Genomic DNA, 14,838 nt, shown 5'->3' with positions numbered 1-14,838 from the left:
CCGATGGTATCGGCTCAGATTTCCAAGGATGCAAGCACCGCCCGGACTTGCGCGCGTGTTGCTTCGAAGCTGGTGTCGGTGTGGATGACGTGATCCGCGCGGGCACGTTTTTCGGCGTCGGGGGTCTGGCGGGCGAGGATCGCGGCGAACTTCTCCGCGGTCATGCCGGGGCGGGCGAGGACGCGGGCGCGCTGGACGTCGGGGGCGGCGGAGACGACGACGATCACGTCGACGTTGCGGTCGCCGCCGGTCTCGAACAGCAGGGGGACGTCGAACACCACTCGCTTGCCGACGTGTTGGGCGAGGAAGGCGGCGCGTTCTTCGCCGACGGCGGGGTGGACGATCGCTTCGAGGCGCTTGATCGCGGCGTCGTCGCCGAACACCGCCGCGCCGAGTTTCGCGCGGTCGACTGCGCCGTTGCCGGTGGTGCCGGGGAAGGCGGTTTCGATGGCGGGAACGAGTCGCCCGCCGATGCCTTGCAGTCGGTGGACGGTTGCGTCGGCGTCGAACACGGGGACGCCTTCGTCCGCGAACATCGCGGCGACCGCGGATTTGCCCATGCCGATCGAGCCGGTGAGGCCGATGATCATTTGGTCAGGAGCGCGCGGAGGTCGTCGTCGCGGTCGCGCGGTGGTTCCACGTGGAACAATATCTCGAACGCGACGGCGGCTTGGCCGATCAGCATCTCCAGGCCATCGACGGTCTCAAGGTCGCGCGCGCGCGCCGCTTTCAGGAGACCGGTTTCGAGCGGGGAGTAGACGATGTCGTAGACCAGCGAGTCCGGATCGAGCGCGCCGAGATCAATGTCGAGCGGTGGCTGACCGGCCATGCCCAGCACGCTGGCGTTGACGAGCAGTCGCGAGGGCGGGGCGGCGGGGCCGATCGGGAGCGCCTGGCCCTTGAGGCCGAAGTTCGACAGCAGCGCCGCGCCCTTCAGCGGATTGCGGTTGAGGATGGTGACGGGGCCGACCCCCATTCGCGACAGTGCGAACAGGATCGCTCGGGCGGCACCGCCGGCACCGATCACCGTGACGGGTTGGCCGGCGATGTCGAGGTCGTCGATCGGTGCCCAGAATCCGGCGGCGTCGGTGTTGGTACCGATGCAGTCGCCCGCCTGGTTGCGGAACACGGTGTTGATCGCGCCGATCGTCCCCCGGACGTTGCCAGGGTCGGAGACGTGGTCGAGCGCGGCGAGCTTGTGCGGCATCGTGATATTGCACCCGCGCCAGGCGGAGTCGGCTTTGCGTTCGGCGAAGTAGGCGGGGAGGGCGTCCGGGGTGACGAGCTTGTGGCGGTACTCCGCGTCGATCCCGAGCGCGTCGAGCCAGAAGCCGTGGATCAGCGGCGATTTCGACTGTGCGATCGGATCGCCGATCACTTCTGCATAGGGACGGGTCATTCGAGGCTCCGTGTTTCCCCGCGGAGGCGGGGATCCAGTCTGGGCACCTGCCTTCGCGGGTGAACGAGGTTTAGTCTAGCGCGGGCGGATTGCCATGTGCAGCTCCTACTCAATCCTCCCCCGCAAGGGGGAGGCGTCGCCGAAGGTGACGGAGGGGGAGGACACGGAACGCGGGTTTCGCATGCCTCCCCCTCCGTCTGGCAAGAGCCAGCCACCTCCCCCTGGCGGGGGAGGTTTACAGTGCGCCCTCCCGATTTTAAATTACGCCGGCAACTCGCCGCGGACGCGGAGGAAGTCGAGGACGTTGAGTAGGGGCATGCCGAGTACCGTGAACTGGCTGCCCTCGATCTTGGCGAACAACTGCGCGCCGGGGCCTTCGATGCGGTAGCAGCCGACGCAGCCCGAGATCGCGGGCCATTCCGCATCGAGGTAGGTCTCGATGAACGCGTCGGACAGCGGTCGGACGTGCATCTTCGCGCGCTCGACGTAGCGCCAGATCGCCTGGCCGTTCTCGGCAATGACCGCGGCGCTCCACAGGTCGTGGCGCTTGCCGGACATCAGTCGCAGGTGGGCCGCCGCGTCGGCGCGGTCCACGGGCTTGTCGAGGATACTGCCGTCTTCCAGTGCGACCAGCGAGTCACTGCCGAGGACGAGATAGCCTGGCATCCGCGCGGAAACCTTTAGCGCCTTCAGTTCGGCCAGCGCATCCGCAAGATCGCGCGGGGACAGGTCGCGCAGCGCCGCCTTCGCCGCATCCTCGTCGACGCCGGCGAAGGTCGCCTCGAACGGCACGCCGGCGGCGGTCAGCATCGCGCGACGCGAGGCGCTTTGCGAGGCGAGGATCAGACTCACAATTCGACCTTCGGAGCGGCGTCGGCGCGGCGCTGGTTGCACAAGGCGATGATTGCCGCCGCGGTTTCCTCGATCGAACGCCTGGTGACGTCGATTACCGGCCAGCCATTGTCGGCGAACATGCGGCGCGCAAAGGCGAGTTCGCGCATCACCGCTTCCTCCTCGACATAGGACGTGTCGGGCTGCTGGTTGAGCGACAGCAGGCGGTTGCGGCGGACCTGGATCAGTCGGTCCGCACTGGTCGTAAGGCCGACGATCAGCGGGTTGGTAAGCTTGTAGAGATTCAGCGGCGGTGGGCTTTCGACCACGATCGGAATGTTGGCGGTCTTGTAGCCACGATTGGCGAGGTAGATCGAGGTCGGCGTCTTCGACGAGCGCGATACACCCGCCAGGACGATATCGGCCTCCTCCCATTCTTCCGAGGCGATCCCGTCGTCGTGCGCGATCGTCCACTGGATGGCGTCGACACGGGCGAAATAGGCGGCATCGAGGACGTGCTGGCGTCCCGGCCGCGCCTTCGCCTGCTGTCCGAGCAAGCCGGAAAGCGCGTCGTTGACCGGGTCGAGAGGGGCGACTGCGGGCAGCCCTAGCGCGAGGCACCTTTGCTCCAGGATGCGCCGGGTCGCGGGGTTCACCAGCGTGAACACGACCAGCCCCGGGTTCTGCGCGATCTCCTGGAGGATGCGCTCGAGATGCGCTTCGGTGCGGACCATCGGCCAGAAATGGCGGACCGTCTCGACGTCGTCATATTGCGCCAACGCCGCCTTCGCGATGTTCTCCAGCGTCTCGCCGGTCGAATCCGACAACAAATGTAGGTGGAGCCGCATCATCGGCGTTTTATCCCCAGCGGGTGGGCCTGTGGGCGTGAATCTGTGGATAACATGGGGAGAACGGCTAGCGTAACTCGTCCGCCTCGCCAAGCGACGGGTTCGCCGTGGATAACACCGATTCTATCCACACCGCCGCGCACAGGGCCGGATTTTATCCACAGGCTGTGGGTAACGGGGAGCCTTGAATCGAATCAGCGTGTTTGTGGCGGTGCGCGAGGGTCAAGCTGTTGGCAATTCCGGGATCACCGCATAAGTCCCGGGTTCAACCGCCCAACCACTGCAACAACCTATTTCTTGAATCTTCTTATAGTAGAAGAAGGGTGCTCCGCTGACCGATCCGACCCCCAATACGCCTGCCTTCAAGCCTCTCCTGGCGACTCTTCGCGGGGAGCGTCAGGCCGTGCCACCGCTGTGGCTCATGCGGCAGGCGGGGCGGTATCTCCCCGAATACCGCGAACTCCGCGCGGAGAAGGGCGGGTTCCTCGCGCTCGCGACCGATCCGGATGCGGCGGCCGAAGTCACGCTCCAGCCGATCCGCCGGTTCGGGTTCGACGGATCGATCCTGTTCTCGGACATCCTGATGATCCCGTGGGCGCTTGGGCAGGATCTGAGTTTCGGGGTCGGCGAGGGGCCTCGGCTCGAGCCGGCGCTGGTCGATCATGCGCTTGATCGGTTGCAGCCGGTGATGGGGCGGCTGGAGCCGGTCTACGGCACCGTCGCGAAGGTCGCGGCTGCACTGCCTCCCGAGACGACGTTCCTGGGCTTTGCGGGGTCTCCCTGGACGGTCGCGACCTATATGGTGGCGGGGAAGGGTTCGAAGGATCAGTCCGAGACGCGACGCTTCGCCTATTCCGACCCGGCGGCGTTCGGTGCGATCATCGATGCGATCGCCGACAACACCGTCGAGTATCTCGCGCGGCAGGTCGAGGCCGGCGTAGACGTGGTGCAGCTGTTCGACAGCTGGTCGGGCTCGCTATCGCCCGCGCAGTTCGAGCGCTGGGTGATCGCGCCGACCGCGTCGATCGTCGAGCGCCTGCACGCGCGCTGCCCCGGCGTGCCGATCATCGGCTTTCCGAAGGGCGCCGGGGGTAAGCTTCCGGCTTACGCGCGTGAGACCGGCGTCGATGCGATCGGGCTGGACGAGACGGTCGATCCGGTGTGGGCGCATGCGTCGTTGCCGGCGGACATGCCGGTGCAGGGCAATCTCGATCCGCTGGCGTTGATCGCGGGCGGCGCGGATCTCGATGCGGCGATCGACCGGATCCTGGCGGCGTTCGTCGAGCGTCCGCACGTCTTCAACCTCGGCCACGGCATCCTCCCCGACACGCCGATCGCGCATGTCGAGCAGCTGATCGCCCGCGTAAGGAGCACGACATGAGCGGTTTTCTTGGGGGCACGTATGACTGGGTGAAGGCCGCGCATCTGATTTTCGTGATCTTCTGGATGGCGGGGCTGTTCATGCTGCCGCGCTATCTCGTCTATCATCAGGAGGCGCTGGCGGCCGGCAACACGACCGAGGCGGCGAACTGGGTCGAGCGCGAGAGCAAGATTCGCCACATCATCCTGACGCCGGCGATGATCGTCGTGTGGGTGCTGGGGATCGCGCTGGCGCTGAACCTGGGGCTGGCGGACGGCGCGCCTGGGCTGGGGTGGCTGCACCTGAAGCTGGTGCTGGTGCTGCTGTTGTCGGGGTATCACGGCTGGGCGGTCGGCTATGCGAAGAAGCTCGCCGCGGGGAAGCCGACGCTGGCGGGGAAGCAGTTGCGAATGCTGAACGAGGTGCCTGCGCTAGCGGTGACGCTGATCGTGGTGCTGGTAATCGTTAAGCCGTTCTGATCTTCCCCCCTCCCTGGAAGGGAGGGGCCGGGGGTGGGTCGGCCAGTTTGAGCTAAAACGCGTCCTTCATGCGGAAGCAAACCCACCCCCAACCCCTCCCTTCCAGGGAGGGGGGTAAAGGCCTGCTTGACTAACCCGCCCCCCAATTCTAACTCCTTCTCCCAACACGGCCTCCTGGCGTCCTGCCCGGTCGTGCCTTGCCAGACTCGTCTCGCCCAGTTCCGCTTCCCAAGCGCACCGCCGACCGAGCGTTCTCCCGTTGATTGCTATCCGGAAATCCCCATGCATCTCAAAGACCTGAAGAAGAAGAAACCCGCCGAGCTGGTCCAGCTGGCCGAGGAACTGGGGGTCGAGAGCGCCTCGACGCTGCGCAAGCAGGACCTGCTGTTCGCGATCCTGAAGGTGCAGGCGGACAATGGCGACCAGATCATGGGGCTCGGCACGATCGAAGTGCTGCCCGATGGCTTCGGCTTCCTGCGCTCGCCGGAATCGAACTATCTCGCCGGCCCGGACGACATCTACATCTCGCCGAACCAGGTCCGGAAGTTCGGCCTGCGTACCGGTGACACGGTCGAAGGCGAGATCCGGGGGCCGAAGGATGGCGAACGCTATTTCTCGCTGGTGAAGCTCACGGCCGTCAATTTCGACGATCCCGATGTCGTCCGCCACCGCGTCAATTTCGACAACCTCACGCCGCTCTACCCCGAAAGCAAGCTGACGCTCGATCCCGCCGACCCGACCGTCAAGGACAAGTCGGCGCGCGTGATCGACATCGTCTCGCCGCAGGGCAAGGGCCAGCGCACGCTGATCGTCGCCCCGCCGCGCGTCGGCAAGACCGTCATGTTGCAGAACATGGCCAAGGCGATCACCGACAACCACCCCGAGGTGTTCCTGATCGTCCTGCTGATCGACGAACGCCCCGAGGAAGTCACCGACATGCAGCGCAGCGTGAAGGGCGAGGTGGTCAGCTCGACCTTCGACGAACCCGCGCAGCGCCACGTGCAAGTCGCTGAAATGGTGATCGAAAAGGCGAAGCGCCTGGTCGAGCACAAGAAGGACGTCGTGATCCTGCTCGACTCGATCACGCGTCTGGGTCGTGCCTACAACACCGTCGTGCCGTCGTCGGGCAAGGTCCTGACCGGTGGTGTCGATGCGAACGCGCTGCAGCGTCCCAAGCGCTTCTTCGGCGCCGCGCGCAACATCGAGGAGGGCGGTTCGCTCTCGATCATCGCGACCGCGCTGATCGATACGGGCAGCCGCATGGACGAGGTGATCTTCGAGGAGTTCAAGGGCACCGGCAACTCGGAAATCGTGCTCGATCGCAAGGTCGCGGACAAGCGCATCTTCCCGGCGCTCGACGTCGGCAAGTCGGGTACCCGCAAGGAAGAGCTGCTGGTCGACAAGGCCAAGCTCAGCAAGATGTGGGTCTTGCGCCGTATCCTGATGCAGATGGGTACGATCGACGCGATGGAGTTCCTGCTCGACAAGATGAAGGATTCGAAGACCAACGAGAATTTCTTCGACAGCATGAATCAATAACCGAGTGCGGCCTGCGCCAAGCTGGCGCAGGACTCGCACCGGTTCGGCCGGCGGGGGCGGGAGCCTCCCGACCGACGACATGGGCCCAACTTAATAGAGGGGGCCCATGTCCGGCCAAGCAGACCAAAGCGGCACGCGAGAGCATGGCTTTCGCGTGCCGCTTTGCTATTAATCACTATGAAACCGTCACCATCGCTCGCCGCTGGTGACCCACGTCACCGGGAGCTGACATCTTGAGTATCATCGCCATGCTGGCCGCCGCCGCACCGAGCACCGCGGGCCCCGGCTCGCCGCTGGAAATCTGGCAGCATATCGTCGCCGACTTCTCCAACCTGGGCGACCCGAAGGCGCTCGCCGCGTTCGGATCGGTCCTGATGATCGACCTCGTCCTCGCGGGCGACAACGCGATCGTCGTCGGCGCACTCGCCGCCGGGCTGCCGACCGACCAGCGCAAGAAGGTCATCCTGATCGGCATCGGCGCCGCGCTCGTGCTGCGCATCTTCTTCGCGCTGATCGTGACGTGGCTGATGGGCATCGTCGGCCTGATCTTCGCAGGCGGCCTGTTGCTGCTCTGGGTCAGCTGGAAGTTCTGGCGCGAAATCCGCGAGGGCGCGGAGAACGCCGGCTCCGAGGAGATCGAGGGCGACGAGCGATCGGGTATCCGCTCCTCGAAGGGCTTTGCGAGCGCGGCCTGGGCCGTGGCCGTCGCCGACGTCTCGATGAGCCTGGACAACGTCCTGGCGGTCGCAGGCGCGGCGCGTGAGCATCCCGGCATCCTCGTCATCGGCCTGCTGCTGTCGGTCGCGATGATGGGCCTCGCCGCGAACTACATCGCGCGCGTCATCAACAAGTATCGCTGGATCGCGTATATCGGCCTCGCGGTGATCCTCGTGGTCGCGCTGAAGATGATCTACGAGGGCTGGGTGGGCACCGGCGAGACGCTCGGGATCATCTCGCTGCTGCGTTGATCGCGGTGCGGTTGGGATAAGGAAAAGGCCTCGCCGGGATCGTCCGGCGAGGCCTTTTTCATGTCTGTCTTCGGCGCCCCGTCATGCCGGGCTCGTTCCGGCATCCACCGTTCCGCACGCTCGATAGTCGTGAGTATGTGGAACCGTGGACCCCGGAACTAGTCCGGGGCGACGGAGGGGTTTTAGGCGAGGTTCTCCGCGAAGAATTTTGCCGTACGCTCGTCCGCCAGCTTGGCCGATGCATCCGAGCGACGCTCGCCGAACTCGGTCGCGAAGCCGTGGTCTTCGCCGGCGTAATCGTAGATCGTCACCTTGGGGTGATCGTCGAGCCCCGCGTGCATCGCCGCCTGCGCGTCCTTGTCGACGAAGTGATCTTCCTCCGGCACGTGCAGCAGCACCGGATGTGCGATCGCGTGCTTTTCGCCGAGCAGGCCGTCGATCCCGACGCCGTAATAGCCGACGCTCGCATCGACGTCGGTCCGCGCCGCGGTCATGAACGCCAGGCGCCCGCCGAGGCAGTAGCCGACTACGCCGACCTTTGCGTCGTCACCGAGTTCCGACCGGACCGCGCGGATGCTCGCTTCAATATCGGCGACGCCCTTGTCCTGGTCGAACTGGCCCATCAGTTCGAGTGCACGGTCGAACTCGGGCTTGATGTCCGGATCGAGCTCGATGCCGGGCTCCAGTCGCCAGAACAGGTCGGGGGCGATTGCGAGATAGCCGGCCTCGGCGAGCGTATCGCACTTGCGGCGGATCCCTGCGTTCACGCCGAAGATCTCCTGGATCACGACGATCGCGGCCTTTGGTGTGCCTGCCGGAGTCGCGCGATACGCGGTGAATTCGCCATCGCCCGCGAGCGTGGCGATCTTGGTAGTGTTCGTCATAACAGTCCTCCTGGCGGCCGCTCATGGTCGAGCAGCCGGGATTTGGTGATCGGGCCTTCCCCCGCGGAGTACGCACCAAGCGCTCCGCCGGCTCCAAGGATTCGGTGGCAGGGGACGATGATCGGAAAAGGATTGCGTGCACACGCCTGGCCGATCGCGCGCGGGCTCGATCCGATTGCCTTGGCGAGCGCGCCGTAGCTGGCCGTCGTGCCGTAGGCGATGTCGACGATAGCCTGGCGGACGTCGGCGCCGCGCGGGGTAGGGGAGAGCGCGAGGGGCAGGTCGAACTCGGTCAGCCGTCCGGCGAAATACGCGTCGATCTGGCGGAGTGCTTCCAGGATCGCGGGCGCGTCGCTGGTCGAACCATCCTCCACGCCGATATCGATCGCGTCGATCCGGTCCCCGGTGCCGGTCACGCGGACCAGACCGATAGGCGTTGCGATCGAGGCGGCATCGCGCGCATACATTCCCCCGCTATGCAGCGCCGCGATGGACCGCTCAAGCGCCATCGAGGGTGCGTCACATGAAGATGAATATCGAGATCGAATGCACGCCGGAGGAGGCGCGCCGCGCGGTCGGGCTGCCCGACCTGACGCCGATCCACGATCGCTATATCGCGATGATGATGGAGGCGATCCCGGACGGCCAGATGAAGCCGGAGATGCTCGAATCGATGATGCGCGGCTGGCAGCCGATGGGCGAGGCGGGAATGGCGATGTGGAAGCGCCTGTTCGACAGCGCGACGAAAAGCGGCTGAGTTTCCCGTGAAGACGATTTTCGCGGTATCGAGCGGACGACCGCCAGCGGCGATCGCTGTCGTCCGGGTGAGCGGTCCCGAGGCATTTGCGGCGGCCGAGGCGTTGGCGGGACCGCTGCCGGCGCCGCGCCATGCCGGCCTCCGGGGATTGCGGGACACCAATGGGGCGTTGCTCGATCGCGCGCTGGTGATCGTGGTTCCTGGACCCGCGACGGCGACCGGCGAAGACTTGGTCGAGTTTCACTGCCACGGTGGTCGCGCGGTGATCGCCGCAGTCGAGCGTGTGTTGTCGGTAATGCCCGGCCTTCGTCATGCCGACCCGGGGGAGTTCACGCGTCGCGCGCTGACCAATGGCCGCATCGACCTGACCGAGGCCGAGGGGCTCGCCGACCTTCTCGAAGCCGAGACCGAGAGCCAGCGTGTCGCGGCGATGACCGCGGCGGAGGGGCGGGTGAGCCAGGCGGTTCGCGGCTGGATGGACTCGGTCGCCATGCTGTCCGCGCGGATCGAGGCGATGCTCGACTTCGCCGACGAGGACGACGTCGCGAGCGATACCGCGGCGTTCGATGCGATCGTTTCTGATATCGACGCACTCGCCTCGGAGATCGAGGCGGTGGTCGACGCACCGCCGGTCGAGCGGCTGAAGGATGGGCTGCGGGTCGTCATTGGCGGTCCGCCGAACAGCGGCAAGTCGACGTTGCTCAACCTGCTCGGCGAACGGGACGCGGCGATCGTCTCGCCGATCTCGGGAACGACGCGTGACCGCATCGACGTGCCGGTTACGCGGAACGGGGTTGCCTATGTACTGACCGACACCGCGGGCTTGATCGATACGCTGGACCCGATCGAGGCGATCGGCGTCACGCGTGCGGAAGGTGCGCTCGCCGCGGCGGACATCGTGATGTGGCTGGCCGATACAGCGCCGCCCCGCGCCGATGCGATCTGGATTCATGCGCGCGCCGATCTGCCGGGGCGGGGAGAATTACCGTCTGGTCGGACATTGGCGGTCTCACAAAACGACCGGGAATCGCTCGATGCCCTTTGGGGTGAACTGCATCGGCGAGCGATTGCGATGCTGCCTCGTGGCGATGAGATCGCACTGAAGCAGCACCAGCGTCGGCAGTGCGCTGCGGCAGTCGAGGCCCTGCGGTATCGAAGCTCGGACGCGCTTATCGTCGCGGAACACCTTCGACAGGCTCGCGCGATCCTTGCTGGCGTGCTGGGGCTTGATGCGACCGGGGAGATGCTCGACGCGCTGTTCGGACGTTTCTGCATCGGGAAGTGATGTTCCACGTGGAACATCTTTGACGCGTCGGTCGCGGCGTTCTACGGCCGTGACATGTTCGATGTAGTGGTGGTTGGCGGTGGCCATGCCGGAACCGAAGCCGCAGCCGCGGCGGCGCGGAGGGGCGCGCGTACCGCGCTCGTGTCGTTCGACGCTGCGCATATTGGCGCGATGTCGTGCAACCCGGCGATCGGTGGACTCGGTAAAGGGCACATGGTTCGCGAGGTCGATGCGTTCGACGGGCTGATCGGTCGCGCGGCCGATGCGGCTGCGATCCACTATCGGATGCTCAATCGGAGCAAGGGTTCGGCGGTGCAGGGGCCTCGGGTCCAGGCTGATCGCCGTCTCTATTCCGGTGCGATCCAGGCGATGCTTGCGGCCACGGAAGGGCTGTCGATCGTCGAGGGCGAGGCGACGGCGTTGCATTTCGAGGGCGATCGCGTGGCGGGTGTCGTGCTGGCGGATGGCGCGATCGTGGCAGCACGAGCGGTCGTATTGGCGACCGGCACTTTCCTTGGGGGACGTATCTTCCGGGGGGATGACCGCGAGGAAGGGGGCCGGATCGGCGAGCGTGCCGCCAAGCCACTCGCGGACCAGTTGCGCGCGCGGGACCTGCCGATGGCGCGACTTAAGACCGGGACACCACCGCGGCTCGATGGCCGGACGATCGACTGGGCCGCACTTGCCGAGCAGCCGTCGGACCTCGATCCCTGGACGATGTCGCCGATGACTCGCGCGCGTCCGCTGCCGCAGATTGCATGTGCCATAACGCGTACGACCGATCGGACGCATGCGATCATCCGCGACGCTTTCCACCGGTCGCCGTTGTTCACGGGCGCAATCGAAGCGGCTGGCCCGCGCTACTGTCCGTCTATCGAAGACAAGGTGCATCGGTTTGGCGACCGGGACGGGCATCAGGTTTTCCTCGAACCCGAAGGCCTCGACGATGCGACGGTCTATCCGAACGGGCTGTCGACGTCGCTGCCGGTCGAGGTTCAGGCGGCGATGTTGGCCAGCATTCCTGGGCTCGAGCGCGTGACGATGACGATGCCGGGTTATGCGGTCGAGTATGATTATATCGATCCGCGTGCGCTCGATACGCGGTTGGCGCTGGGTGCGATCGAGGGCGTGTTCTGCGCGGGGCAGATCAACGGCACGACGGGGTATGAGGAAGCGGCGGGGCAGGGGCTCGTCGCTGGGCTCAACGCGGCGGCACATGCGTGCGATCTGGCGCCGGTGATCCTGGATCGTGCGTCGAGCTATCTTGGGGTGATGATCGACGACCTGACGCTGCAGGGTGTGACCGAGCCGTATCGGATGCTGACGGCGCGGGCGGAGTTCCGGTTGTCGTTGCGCGCGGATAACGCCGAGACGCGGCTGGGTGGAATTGCGGAGGCCGCTGGGTGTCTTGGACCCGAGCGGTTGGCGCATCAGCATGCGCTAGCCGAGGATCGTGCTCGTTTCCGCTCGGCGCTCGATTGCGAGCGGACCGCGACCCACGTGGCCGATCAGGGTGTGGCGATTGGCCGGGATGGTGCGCGGCGGACGGCTTTCGACTGGCTCCGGTTCGAGGGGGTAACGCTCGCGCATGTCGCGCCGAACGCTGCGGCGGGAATCCCGATGGCGGTCGTTGACGAAGTGTTAGAGGACGCGCGCTACGCTCCGTATATCGAGCGGCAGGCGCAGGAGGTCGCGCGGTTGCGCGCCGACGAGGCGATCCGTTTGCCGAAGGACCTTGCCTATGACCGCGTGCCCGGGCTGTCGAACGAGATGATCGATCGCCTGAGCGCGGCGCGGCCGACGTCGCTGGCGGCAGCGGCGCGGGTGCGGGGTATCACCCCGGCGGCGTTGTCCGCGGTATTATTGCATACGAAACGAGTGCCAGCATGACCGAAGACGACGCACAGAGCTGGACGACCGAGCGGTTCGGGGCGGAGGCTACCGAGCGGCTGACAGCGTTCGTGGCGATGGTCGTCGAGGAAGCGCCGCATCAGAATCTGATCGCACCGTCGACGATCCCGACGATCTGGGATCGGCACGTGGTGGACTCGCTCCAGCTCGTCGCGCTTGCGGGCGCGGATACGTCGGCGAAGCGGTGGCTCGATATCGGCACTGGCGGGGGGTTTCCCGGCATGGTCGTTGCGCTGGTTCGCGAGGGGCCGGTCGATCTGGTCGAGCCCCGTCGGCGACGTGCGGACTTCCTCCAGCTTTGTGTCGCTCGGCTTGGGCTTGGCGAGCAGGTCCGCGTTCACGGATCGAAAGTCGAGAATGCCACGGCCGACGCTTCGATCATTTCCGCTCGTGCGGTCGCGTCGCTGCAAAACCTTTTGCGTGGCGCGGCGCACTGCGCCACAACGGAGACGCGGTGGTTGCTTCCTCGGGGGCGTTTCGACGAGGAGGAGCTGGCCGCGCTCAAGCAGCACTGGCGGTTTATGTTCCACGTGGAACAAAGCGTCACGAACCCGGAGTCGTCGATCGTGGTTCTGGATCGGGTAAGCGCGCGATGATCACCATCGCGGTCGCCAATCAAAAGGGCGGGGTGGGCAAGACCACCAGCGCCATCAACCTCGCGACCGCGTTGGCCGCCACAGGCATGCGTGTGCTGCTGGTCGATCTCGATCCGCAGGGCAACGCGTCGACCGGGCTCGGCATCGGTCATTCGCAGCGCGAGCGGTCGAGCTATGACGTGCTGGTCGGCGAGACGTCGATCGAGGACGCGGTGGTGCATACACGCGTGCCGCGCCTCGATATCGTCCCGGCGACGGTCGACCTGTCGGGCGCGGAGATCGAGCTGGTCGATTTTGATGCGCGCACGCACCGGCTCGATCGCGCGGTGAAGGCGGCGCAGGGGCCGTGGGATATCGCGCTGATCGATTGCCCGCCGTCGCTGGGGCTACTGACGATCAATGCGATGGTCGCGGCGGACTCGCTGCTGGTGCCGCTGCAATGCGAGTTTTTCGCGCTCGAGGGGTTGTCGCAGTTGTTGAGTACGGTCGAGCGGATCCGCCAGCGGTTCAATCCTGGGTTGTCGATCCTGGGGGTCGCGCTGACGATGTTCGATCGGCGGAACCGGCTGACAGATCAGGTCTCGGCGGACGTTCGCGCGGTGCTGGGCAAGGTCGTGTTCGAGACGGTGATCCCGCGCAACGTGCGACTGTCGGAGGCGCCTAGTCACGGATTACCGGCCCTGATCTACGACCATCGGTGTTCGGGGTCGCAGGCGTATATAGCGCTAGCCCGTGAGCTTATCGGGCGGCTTCCGGCAACTGCGCAGGTTGCGGCATGAGCGACGGTAACAAACGCGGTCGTCCTGGGCTGGGCAGGGGGCTCAACGCGCTGCTCGGCGAGATGGCGCGCGAGACTCCGGTGTCGGCTGATGGTGCGGCGCAGCAATCATCGGGTGTGCGGATGCTGCCGGTCAGTTCGCTGTCGCCGCATCCCGATCAGCCGCGGCGGCATTTCGACGAGGCGATGCTCGACGAGCTGGCCGCGTCGATCGCGTCGCGCGGGCTGATCCAGCCGATCGTGGTTCGGCCGCACGGGCATGATTATCAGATCGTCGCGGGCGAGCGGCGCTGGCGGGCGGCCCAGCGCGCGCGGCTGCACGAGGTGCCGGTCGTCGTCCGCGACTTCGACGATGCCGAGACGCTCGAGATCGCGCTGATCGAGAACATTCAGCGCGAGGACCTCAACGCGATCGAAGAGGCGCAGGCGTATCAGCGGCTGGCGGGCGAATATGGGCATACGCAGGAGGTGCTCGCCAAGATCGTCCACAAGTCGCGCAGTCATGTCGCGAACCTGCTGCGGCTGCTGGAGCTGCCGGCACAGGTGCAGTCGCAGGTGGTCGATGGATCGCTGTCGATGGGGCATGCTCGGGCGTTGCTGGGGTCGCCGGATGTGGAGTCGCTGGCGGATCAAGTCGTGTCGCGGGGGCTGTCTGTGCGCGAGACCGAGAAGCTGGCGCGTGATGCGAAGCCTGGGCGGAGCCGTGGCGGTGGTGGGTCGTCCGAGCCTCGGGTGCCGGATGCGGATATCGCGGCGTTGGAGCGGCAGTTGGCGGATCTGCTCGGGCTGCAGGTGAGGGTGGCGCATACCGAGACTGGGGGGACGCTGACGTTGAGTTACTCGACGTTGGACCAGCTGGATATGGTTTGTCAGCGGCTTACGGGTGGGGCGATCTAGGTCGCGGACCAACCTGAGCCAATTACCCCCCGGCCCGTTCGTGCTGAGCGAAGTCGAAGCACCTGCATCCCGGAGCATCCTTCGACTTCGCTCAGGACGAACGGGGATAGGGGAGCGTGGAGGGGAGAGGGTGGACCAATACTCTCCGTCATCCCGGTGGAAGCCGGGACCCATGGTTGCGGTCCGCTTCGTTGGTGATCGCACGCTATCCATGGGTCCCGGCGTACGCCGGGATGACGGAAGGTGGGGGGCGGAAAGAGGGAAGCGCAAGCGGAGGCAGACGCAGACGCAGACGCAGAACCAGAC

16 protein-coding genes are annotated in these 14,838 nt (G+C 66.0%); 10 read left to right on the top strand and 6 right to left on the bottom strand.

Annotation, left to right across the window (positions count from 1 at the left end; all coding sequences use genetic code 11):
- Window positions 1–14: 14 nt before the first annotated feature.
- The 4 genes from coaE to ASE82_RS13815 form a co-directional block, all read right to left on the bottom strand.
- Window positions 15–590, bottom strand: coding sequence for a dephospho-CoA kinase (gene coaE / locus ASE82_RS13830; protein ID WP_056064354.1), 576 nt, complete (start codon window positions 588–590; stop codon window positions 15–17).
- Window positions 587–1,399, bottom strand: coding sequence for a shikimate dehydrogenase family protein (locus tag ASE82_RS13825; protein ID WP_056064351.1), 813 nt, complete (start codon window positions 1,397–1,399; stop codon window positions 587–589). Before ASE82_RS13825 ends, coaE begins: the two co-directional genes overlap by 4 nt.
- A gap of 261 nt (window positions 1,400–1,660) precedes the next feature.
- A complete protein-coding gene (locus tag ASE82_RS13820) occupies window positions 1,661–2,254 on the bottom strand; it encodes a Maf family protein (RefSeq protein WP_156348913.1) in 594 nt (197 codons plus the stop codon).
- A complete protein-coding gene (locus tag ASE82_RS13815) occupies window positions 2,248–3,081 on the bottom strand; it encodes a pyruvate, water dikinase regulatory protein (RefSeq protein WP_056064348.1) in 834 nt (277 codons plus the stop codon). Before ASE82_RS13815 ends, ASE82_RS13820 begins: the two co-directional genes overlap by 7 nt.
- Window positions 3,082–3,409: 328 nt before the next feature.
- Between ASE82_RS13815 and hemE the strand changes: the two genes are divergently transcribed.
- From hemE to ASE82_RS13795, 4 genes are all read left to right on the top strand, one after another.
- The gene (gene hemE / locus ASE82_RS13810; RefSeq protein WP_056064345.1) at window positions 3,410–4,459 is read left to right on the top strand and encodes a uroporphyrinogen decarboxylase; all 1,050 of its coding nucleotides are present in this window, start codon (window positions 3,410–3,412) and stop codon (window positions 4,457–4,459) included.
- Window positions 4,456–4,917 carry a CopD family protein gene (locus ASE82_RS13805; protein ID WP_056064342.1) on the top strand — a complete coding sequence of 154 codons (462 nt, stop codon included), beginning with the start codon at window positions 4,456–4,458 and terminating at the stop codon, window positions 4,915–4,917. The genes hemE and ASE82_RS13805 overlap by 4 nt, the downstream gene beginning before the upstream one ends.
- A 282-nt stretch (window positions 4,918–5,199) precedes the next feature.
- Window positions 5,200–6,456 carry a transcription termination factor Rho gene (gene rho, locus ASE82_RS13800; RefSeq protein WP_031395107.1) on the top strand — a complete coding sequence of 419 codons (1,257 nt, stop codon included), beginning with the start codon at window positions 5,200–5,202 and terminating at the stop codon, window positions 6,454–6,456.
- Between the two features lie 248 nt (window positions 6,457–6,704).
- On the top strand, window positions 6,705–7,424 hold the full coding sequence (locus ASE82_RS13795) for a TerC family protein (protein WP_200910727.1): 720 nt from the start codon (window positions 6,705–6,707) through the stop codon (window positions 7,422–7,424).
- A 182-nt stretch (window positions 7,425–7,606) separates the two neighbouring features.
- Here the strand turns inward: ASE82_RS13795 and ASE82_RS13790 are convergent, their stop codons facing one another.
- Window positions 7,607–8,308: a dienelactone hydrolase family protein gene (locus tag ASE82_RS13790; RefSeq protein ID WP_056064338.1), complete on the bottom strand. Its 702-nt coding sequence runs from the start codon at window positions 8,306–8,308 to the stop codon at window positions 7,607–7,609.
- Window positions 8,305–8,775 (bottom strand): methylated-DNA--[protein]-cysteine S-methyltransferase, encoded by a 471-nt coding sequence (locus ASE82_RS13785; RefSeq protein WP_056064799.1) that lies wholly within the window; start codon window positions 8,773–8,775, stop codon window positions 8,305–8,307. Before ASE82_RS13785 ends, ASE82_RS13790 begins: the two co-directional genes overlap by 4 nt.
- 56 nt (window positions 8,776–8,831) lie before the next feature.
- On the opposite strand from ASE82_RS13785, the gene ASE82_RS13780 reads away from it, so the two are divergent.
- From ASE82_RS13780 to ASE82_RS13755, 6 genes are read left to right on the top strand one after another with little or no spacing between them, the layout of a single operon-like run.
- Window positions 8,832–9,065 (top strand): DUF6489 family protein, encoded by a 234-nt coding sequence (locus tag ASE82_RS13780; protein WP_056053820.1) that lies wholly within the window; start codon window positions 8,832–8,834, stop codon window positions 9,063–9,065.
- Between the two features lie 7 nt (window positions 9,066–9,072).
- Window positions 9,073–10,350, top strand: a complete 1,278-nt coding sequence (gene mnmE / locus ASE82_RS13775; protein ID WP_056064334.1) for a tRNA uridine-5-carboxymethylaminomethyl(34) synthesis GTPase MnmE — start codon at window positions 9,073–9,075, stop codon at window positions 10,348–10,350.
- A 54-nt stretch (window positions 10,351–10,404) separates the two neighbouring features.
- On the top strand, window positions 10,405–12,240 hold the full coding sequence (gene mnmG, locus ASE82_RS13770) for a tRNA uridine-5-carboxymethylaminomethyl(34) synthesis enzyme MnmG (RefSeq protein WP_056064331.1): 1,836 nt from the start codon (window positions 10,405–10,407) through the stop codon (window positions 12,238–12,240).
- On the top strand, window positions 12,237–12,857 hold the full coding sequence (rsmG, locus tag ASE82_RS13765) for a 16S rRNA (guanine(527)-N(7))-methyltransferase RsmG (RefSeq protein WP_056064328.1): 621 nt from the start codon (window positions 12,237–12,239) through the stop codon (window positions 12,855–12,857). Before mnmG ends, rsmG begins: the two co-directional genes overlap by 4 nt.
- Window positions 12,854–13,636 carry a ParA family protein gene (locus tag ASE82_RS13760; RefSeq protein ID WP_056064325.1) on the top strand — a complete coding sequence of 261 codons (783 nt, stop codon included), beginning with the start codon at window positions 12,854–12,856 and terminating at the stop codon, window positions 13,634–13,636. Before rsmG ends, ASE82_RS13760 begins: the two co-directional genes overlap by 4 nt.
- The gene (locus ASE82_RS13755; protein WP_056064321.1) at window positions 13,633–14,532 is read left to right on the top strand and encodes a ParB/RepB/Spo0J family partition protein; all 900 of its coding nucleotides are present in this window, start codon (window positions 13,633–13,635) and stop codon (window positions 14,530–14,532) included. The genes ASE82_RS13760 and ASE82_RS13755 overlap by 4 nt, the downstream gene beginning before the upstream one ends.
- Window positions 14,533–14,838: the final 306 nt, after the last annotated feature.

The sequence above is a fragment of the Sphingomonas sp. Leaf230 genome (assembly GCF_001421745.1).
Classification (GTDB): domain Bacteria; phylum Pseudomonadota; class Alphaproteobacteria; order Sphingomonadales; family Sphingomonadaceae; genus Sphingomonas.
The sequence above is the reverse complement of the archived record's forward strand: the minus strand, read 5'-3'. Positions and strand labels throughout refer to the sequence as shown.

Coding starts and splice junctions, on each gene's coding strand:
- coaE (WP_056064354.1), bottom strand. CDS start 590: ATGATCATCGGCCTCACCGGCTCGATCGGCATGGGCAAATCCGCGGTC.
- ASE82_RS13825 (WP_056064351.1), bottom strand. CDS start 1,399: ATGACCCGTCCCTATGCAGAAGTGATCGGCGATCCGATCGCACAGTCG.
- ASE82_RS13815 (WP_056064348.1), bottom strand. CDS start 3,081: ATGATGCGGCTCCACCTACATTTGTTGTCGGATTCGACCGGCGAGACG.
- ASE82_RS13805 (WP_056064342.1), top strand. CDS start 4,456: ATGAGCGGTTTTCTTGGGGGCACGTATGACTGGGTGAAGGCCGCGCAT.
- rho (WP_031395107.1), top strand. CDS start 5,200: ATGCATCTCAAAGACCTGAAGAAGAAGAAACCCGCCGAGCTGGTCCAG.
- ASE82_RS13795 (WP_200910727.1), top strand. CDS start 6,705: ATGCTGGCCGCCGCCGCACCGAGCACCGCGGGCCCCGGCTCGCCGCTG.
- ASE82_RS13790 (WP_056064338.1), bottom strand. CDS start 8,308: ATGACGAACACTACCAAGATCGCCACGCTCGCGGGCGATGGCGAATTC.
- ASE82_RS13785 (WP_056064799.1), bottom strand. CDS start 8,775: ATGTATGCGCGCGATGCCGCCTCGATCGCAACGCCTATCGGTCTGGTC.
- ASE82_RS13780 (WP_056053820.1), top strand. CDS start 8,832: ATGAAGATGAATATCGAGATCGAATGCACGCCGGAGGAGGCGCGCCGC.
- mnmG (WP_056064331.1), top strand. CDS start 10,405: ATGTTCGATGTAGTGGTGGTTGGCGGTGGCCATGCCGGAACCGAAGCC.
- rsmG (WP_056064328.1), top strand. CDS start 12,237: ATGACCGAAGACGACGCACAGAGCTGGACGACCGAGCGGTTCGGGGCG.
- ASE82_RS13760 (WP_056064325.1), top strand. CDS start 12,854: ATGATCACCATCGCGGTCGCCAATCAAAAGGGCGGGGTGGGCAAGACC.
- ASE82_RS13755 (WP_056064321.1), top strand. CDS start 13,633: ATGAGCGACGGTAACAAACGCGGTCGTCCTGGGCTGGGCAGGGGGCTC.